Consider the following 6588-nt stretch of genomic DNA (forward strand, 5'->3'; position numbering starts at 1 on the left):
CCTCCAATCCGCACCCTTCACTGGCAGAGCAGTTCGATCTGCTTGCTGCCTGAACCTGTGACGGAGCGTCGGCCGTCTTCGCGTCCCTGCTCGAAGTTTGCGACACATCCTTCACCCTTGGCCCCCTCACGAAAGTGCCAAAGTAGTGCTAGACAACGTCGGCTGCATCATCTCATAATAATAAAGTATATTCCATATCTGTGGAATTCGGGAGGTGATGTTGAAAACAGTGAAACTTTCGACCCTGGCGGGGCTGACGGTCGCACTAATGGCCATTGCTCCGGCAACCGCTCAACAGCGGGGCGGCGCAATCAACGTTGCTACAATCGGAGAGCCACCAACACTCGATCCAATGGTGAGCTCGACCGACATTGTCGGAATGATCAGTCAACATATTTATGAAACGCTCTTCACCTTCGATAAGGACTGGAAAACAACTCCCCTGCTCGCAGATGGAATGCCCACGATTTCAGCTGATGGCCGGATCTATACGATCAAGCTACGACCAGGCGTGACATTCCACGATGGGCAGGCAATGACCTCAAAGGACGTAGTCGCGTCGCTGAAGCGCTGGACGGATCTGGCGAGCCGCGGCAAGCAAATCGTAGACAACATTGCTTCCATCGAAGCTCTTGATGCGACCACTGTGCAGATTAGTCTGAAAGAGCCCTACGCGCCGCTACTTGCATTGTTGGCGTTCAACAATTCCGCTGCTGTTATCATGCCGGCCGACAAACTCGACAATCCAATCAAGGACGCGATCGGTACTGGGCCTTATAGAGTCAAAGAACGCAAACCCGATCAGTATCTGCAACTGGTGCGTTTCGATGCCTACCAATCGACCTCTGGTGAGGCGAGTGGGTACGGTGGAGCTCGTCATCAGTATGTCGACGAAATCCGGTTCGTTCCAGTGCCGGACGCCAACACGCGTGTCGAAGGTGCGTTGGCAGGTCAATTCACTTACACGGACTCTCTACCGATCGAATCCTATCCTCGCTTGAAAGGTAGCGCATCCGAACCTGTCGTCCTTGCTCCCTTCGGATGGCCGATGTTCGTCATGAACAACAAGGAAGGACTTCTGAGTGACGTGCGGTTAAGGAAGGCTGTGCAAATTGCACTGAAGCAGGAGGATATGCTGGCCGCCGCGTTCGGCGACCAGGCGTTCTATGCCGTCAATGCGCCCATGTATCCGAAGAACTTCCTCTGGCACACGAAAGCGGGTGCCGAGCCCTACAATGTGGGTGATCCTGACAAGGCGAAAACTCTCCTGAAGGAAGTCGGATATGACGGGCAGAAGCCACTGCGGATCGTCACAAGCCGACAGTATGAGTTTCACTACAAGATGGCGCAGGTTGCAGCCGAGTATCTCAAGCTCGCGGGCTTCAATGTCGCCATGGAGGTCGTCGACTGGGCTACGCTTGTCCAGCGGATTCGGAATCCTGCGCTTTGGGAAATCTTCGTTACTCACAGTCCCTTCCTCGCCGATCCTGCGTTGATCAGCATTCTGTCTCCAACGGCGAGCGGATGGTGGAACACGCCGGCAAAGATCGAAGCGGTTGCTGCCCTCAACAAAGCAACGACGGAGGCCGAGCGCATTCAGCTCTGGGAGAAAGTACAGAGCCTGATCTTTGCGGAAGCGCCTTTGGTGAAGATTGGTGACTTCAATTCGCTTTCCGCGAAGTCTCCCAACCTGCAGGGGTTCACGCCCTCGCCCTGGCCCGCCTTCTGGAACGTTTCCTTGAAACCCTAGGATAGATTGTCGGGGTTGACGCCCGCTGATCACCTTGATCAGCGGGCGCTTTGACTTACGATTAGGCAATGGAAACATGGTCACGCTTTCCCTCACCGCCCTCCCGCCTGGGTTCTCTGCCAGCGTCGATAGCCTCTTCACGTCATGGGGTCGACCCGACTCGCCGGGCGCTGCCGTTGGTGTGATTCACCGTGGAGAAATCGTTCATCGAGCTTGTTATGGTATGGCCGATCTGGCTCACGCGGTCCCGCTCGATCCACGAACGGTGATCCGCATCGCCTCGCAGAGCAAACAGTTCACCGTTCTTTTAACCCTGATGTTAGAGGCGGAAGGGAAGCTGTCCCTCGATGACGATGTCCGTCTGCACTGCCCGTGGCTTCCTGTCGATGACGACCCGATCAAGCTGTGGCATCTCGCATCCAACACCAGCGGCCTTCGTGACATTCTCGAACTCATGATTCTGAGTGGAGTGCCCATTCTCGCGCCATCGTCGCGACGGTTGGCGCGCGACTTCGTGTCCCGGCAGCGGAGACCCAACTTTCCGCCGGGCGAGGACTTACTGTACAGCAACACGAACTTTCTACTGCTCTCGGAAATTCTAGAACAGGTTTCGGGCAAGACCTTCGACGAGCTCCTCACCGAGAAAATCACCGGGCCGCTCAAAATGAGCGATACGCGACTGATGCCGCGCGATGACATCATCCTGCCGCGTCTGGCAACTCACCATCGTGTTGGTCCCGACGGTGGTTGGCTCAAGGCAGCCTGGGGAATTGCTATCGGGGGTGAAGGAGGATTGGTGTCCACACTGGACGATATGTTGCAATGGCAGCGGAACCTCCGGCAACCAATTGTTGGGACGCTGGAGATGTTCGCACGGATGCGCAGGCCGACCCGCCTCGCAAATGGCGAGACTGTGCCCTATGGGCTCGGGCTGGTGAACACTATGCACCACGGTTTGCGGGGGATTGGCCACGGTGGGTGGATCGCAGGTTCGAAATCCGAGTCTGTCTTCTTTCCCGAGCTAGATCTTGCGGTCGTGATTCTGGCGAACACAGATGAGATCGTCCCCTTCGATTTGGCGAGACAAATTGTGGACCTGGCTCTTGGCAGAAAAGCCTTGATGGACATCTCCCTGAGCGGAAGGAGCCGGCTTGAGGCCGCTGCAGGTGCGTACCGCCACGGGACGAGCAGCGACATTTTCAGAATCGTGCAGCGCTCGTCGGGGCCGATGCTTGTAACGAGCATGGGAACCTCTTCCATCGCCGAAACTGCACCTGGTGTTTATGCTCCAAGGACGTCCATTCCAGCCTTTACCTTTCGACTCGAATCGGATGGTTCGATTATGACAGACCGCTTCGGGTACAGGCGTCGCTTCGACCGAGTGCCGACGTTGGATACAGAAAACGATGGCTCTGGCTGCGCCGGAACCTATTATGACTCTAGTTTAACCGCAGAAATCAGTGAAGGAAATGATTGCAGATGGCTGCGCTTATCGTCGGATGTCGGTGCCTGTAAACTCGCATTGGAGAAGTTCGATACGGACCTTTACGTTGCTCATCAGGGGTATCCCGACATGCACGATGCCTGGCGGATTGCACCCTGGGTTTTGCCGTGGCTTTATACGGTCCGGTTTGTTGAAGGTGGCATTGTACTTGACAGCGATAGAACAAAAAACCTTGTTCTCTCCCGAGTATGAATGACGACTATTGGACGTCTGTGCTCAAGTCTGGCCGCGCCCATCGCCGGAGCTGTAGATATTACCCGTAGCGAAGCTGCCATTATCGACCGCGACCTGCACATAGGCATCGTCAGGTTAACGCGGCAGTGACCGGACCCGCGCATAAGCGAGAGTATCAAATGGATCCGTACTCCCCGGGCTGTGTCGCAAACCTGGAGAGGGGACAAGAAAGGGACAGCCGCTCGGCAGCGCGTTCAGGCCGCGAGTAGCTCGAACTGTTCCGCAAGGGTTAGCTGCTGATTGCAAGCATACTTCGCCTGTTGTTTGCGCGTCATATGCACCATCTCGATCCCACTCAGGATCACACGGGCGCTGGCGACAGACTGAAAGCCGAGCATTGGCCGCACTCGCCGCTTAATAGCGCGATGATCCTGTTCAATGCGGTTATTGAGGTAGGCACTCTGCCGGATCCGGATCGGCTTGAGCTTGCGTCTTGACCGATCCTGGAGCTGGTTAGTGGTGTCGCAGGACAGGATCGCCTCTCGATTGGTCTGGCTGCCGTCGATCGCAATCCGCTCTGGCCGGCCAGGCCGCTTGAGCGCCTTGCACAGGAACCGTTTGGCGGCAGCGAGATTGCGCTGCTGGCTGAACCAGAACTCGACCGTATCGCCATTGCTGTCGATCGCCCGGTAAAGGTACATCCATCGCCCACGGACCTTGATGTATGTCTCATCGATTTGCCACTTGCCAGTGACAGATCGCTTGCGTGAATTGAAGCGTTCCAGCAGTTCGGGTGAGTAACGGGTAACCCGCCTGTGGATCGTCGCGTGGTCAACCGAGGTGCCGCGCTCCGCCATCATCTCTTCCAAGTTCCGCAGGCTCAGAATGTAAGCCAAATACCACCGCACGAAGAGCAGGATCACGGATTGATCAAAATGCCTATCTTTGAACACTGCTTCCTCCGCTACTGTGACCACAGTCTCAGTACCGGAAACTTTGAAAAAATTGTTGCGACAGATCCACTCCCATGCAGCGCCGTCCAGAGGAGCGTGACATTTCTAGTTTTCTACAGTGGGACATTTTAACTTTGCGCCTACGTGCGTAATTCCGACAAGTGGCGTTATGGAAGGGAGCGAAGGAGCGTTTCCAACATGGTCGCGCACTGAGGGATGTGGTTGACGATCAGCATGAGAGCCAACGCCACCAGGAGCGAAAACAGGATCAGGGCTGTCCGGGTGGTTTGTTGATGCCGGGCCAGCCGGGCATCGATGGCGTCCAGCTTTCGGTGCTGCTCGTGCAGATCAGGGTCGTAGGTGTTCACGGTTCCTCCCAGAGCGAGTTTAGCTTTTACTGGTCTCATGCGCGCGCGTGGAAATGGGACAAACAGGTTCCGTTGCAACTCCTGACATAGGTCAGCGAAGGCCGGACAAGAACGCAGGTTACGCAGTTGCACAGAACAGGGTGTCAATGAAATCGCGCTGCGCGCCCATGTCGTTCGCTGGCGCGCTGACAGCCTGTCCGTTGCGGATGATCGCCATCACCTCATAGCCTGCAATCGTTCGGGTGGCCGTCACAAAGCTCTTGAATCCTAAACCTGGCCAGACCAACCACTTGATGCGCCGGTGGTCCTGCTCAACGATATCATTCAGAAATTTCACCTGCAGGACTTTGGCAAAGCGCCAAAGCGTCCTCTCCAGCTTCATGGCGTTTGTCGCGATTGGGCAAGCGGCGTTCTTGTCGACCGTGATGGCCCGCGGGTTTACTGTATGAGGCTGCTTTAAGGCTTTGCCGAAGAAGCGCCGAGCAGCAGCGGCATTTCGCTTAGGTGAGAGCAAAAAGTCAGTCGTCTGCCCAGCAGCCTCGACCGCGCGGTAGAGGTAGACCCATTTGCCCTTTACCCGGATATATGTCTCATCCACGCGCCAGGAGCCGTTCGTCGGACGCAGATGCAGACGGATGCAGTTCTCGAGCTCTGGAGCGTAGGCTTGGATCCATCGGAATAGGGTTGTGTGATCAACCCGGATCCCGCGATCCGCGAGCATGCACTCAAGATCGCGATGGCTGATTGGGAATTGTAGATACCAACGCACTGCCCAAAGGCCGACATGCGCTGTAAATTGCCAACCCTTCAACGGGTTCTTGTCGTTTCGCTTCACTGCCATCCCCCTCAGCCCGCTCCTGTCGTAGCTCGGGCCGTGCAAGGCTCAAAGCTGCAACAGAACCCCTGTTCGGTTCGGAATCCGGAATAGCCGATCCAAGCGGCCACGAGAGCCAGCAGGGTCGCGACAGCCGACAGGTAGAGGCCCTCCGGCATGGTTGCCCAGGCATCCTTCGCGTGGACGAGGGCGTTGGCGAAACCGAGCACCCACATGACGAGCAGCACGACGAAATAGACGATCAGCCGCCCCTTGCGGGCCGTGCCCCGGCGAAAGAGGTTCACCAGCGCCCAGAGCAGGGCGAAGCCGCCACCGACCAGCCCGCACGCGATGAGCCAGGACGAGAAGTTCGCCCACTGCACGTGGAAGGTCGAGCGGTAGGCGAAGTCGCTGGCGAGCGCGCCGAGGAACAGGGGCAGCGGAAAGGCGAGAAGGATGGCGTGAAGGGTGTGAAGCGGCCTCAGCCCCCCTGGACTGGATAGGGCAACCACAGCGTCTCCTCTCGTTCCAGAACCCAATCGGGTGATCAGCGTCCGGCGAAGGGGTCGATGGATCAATGCATCGGCGATCGGTCAGTTTCGGAAACCATCTAGCACCTCCTGGCTGTGTCCATGCAACCAGTCCCTGCTCTAGTGGTGGGTATCTAAGATCCTCGGCAGCGTGTTGAACTGATGGAATGGCGGCGGCGAGGAGAGGGTCCATTCCAGGGTCGTGGCGCCTTCGCCCCACGGGTTGCCGGCGGCCTTCTCCTTGCGGACGAAGGCATAGACTAGGCCGAACATGAAGATGAAGAGGCCGGCGAAGAAGATGTAGGAGCCGATCGAGGAGACCAGGTTCCAGCCCGCGAAGGCGTCCGGGTAGTCGGCGTAGCGGCGCGGCATGCCGGAGAGGCCGAGGAAATGCTGCGGAAAGAACAGCACGTTGGCTCCGATGAAGGAGATCCAGAAGTGCAGGCGGCCGATCCAGTCCGGATAGACGTAGCCGGTGATCTTCGGGAACCAGTA

General features: G+C 57.2%; 7 protein-coding genes. 2 read left to right on the top strand and 5 right to left on the bottom strand.

The features are described from left to right. Nucleotides 1-217 precede the first annotated feature (217 nt). Complete coding sequence (locus DES45_RS24515; RefSeq protein WP_114773545.1) at nt 218-1750, top strand: ABC transporter substrate-binding protein; 1533 nt, start codon at nt 218-220, stop codon at nt 1748-1750. A gap of 76 nt (nt 1751-1826) precedes the next feature. Next, complete coding sequence (locus tag DES45_RS24520) at nt 1827-3446, top strand: serine hydrolase domain-containing protein (RefSeq protein WP_114773546.1); 1620 nt, start codon at nt 1827-1829, stop codon at nt 3444-3446. Nucleotides 3447-3682: 236 nt separating this feature from the next. On the opposite strand, the gene DES45_RS24525 is transcribed toward DES45_RS24520, so the two are convergent. From DES45_RS24525 to DES45_RS24545, 5 genes are all read right to left on the bottom strand, one after another. Then, nucleotides 3683-4381, bottom strand: coding sequence for an IS6 family transposase (locus DES45_RS24525; protein WP_114773547.1), 699 nt, complete (start codon nt 4379-4381; stop codon nt 3683-3685). A gap of 167 nt (nt 4382-4548) precedes the next feature. After that, entirely contained in the window at nt 4549-4749 is a 201-nt protein-coding gene (locus DES45_RS24530) for a hypothetical protein (protein WP_114773548.1), read from the bottom strand. Nucleotides 4750-4867: 118 nt separating this feature from the next. Continuing rightward, nucleotides 4868-5590 carry an IS6 family transposase gene (locus tag DES45_RS24535; RefSeq protein ID WP_114773549.1) on the bottom strand — a complete coding sequence of 241 codons (723 nt, stop codon included), beginning with the start codon at nt 5588-5590 and terminating at the stop codon, nt 4868-4870. Nucleotides 5591-5595: 5 nt separating this feature from the next. Beyond that, the gene (locus DES45_RS24540; protein ID WP_114773550.1) at nt 5596-6075 is read right to left on the bottom strand and encodes a DUF2231 domain-containing protein; all 480 of its coding nucleotides are present in this window, start codon (nt 6073-6075) and stop codon (nt 5596-5598) included. 138 nt (nt 6076-6213) lie between these two features. Continuing rightward, on the bottom strand, nt 6214-6588 hold a 375-nt coding region (locus tag DES45_RS24545; RefSeq protein WP_210210270.1), incomplete at its 5' end, for a cbb3-type cytochrome c oxidase subunit I.

It is taken from the genome of Microvirga subterranea (assembly GCF_003350535.1).
In the GTDB taxonomy this organism is placed as follows: domain Bacteria; phylum Pseudomonadota; class Alphaproteobacteria; order Rhizobiales; family Beijerinckiaceae; genus Microvirga; species Microvirga subterranea.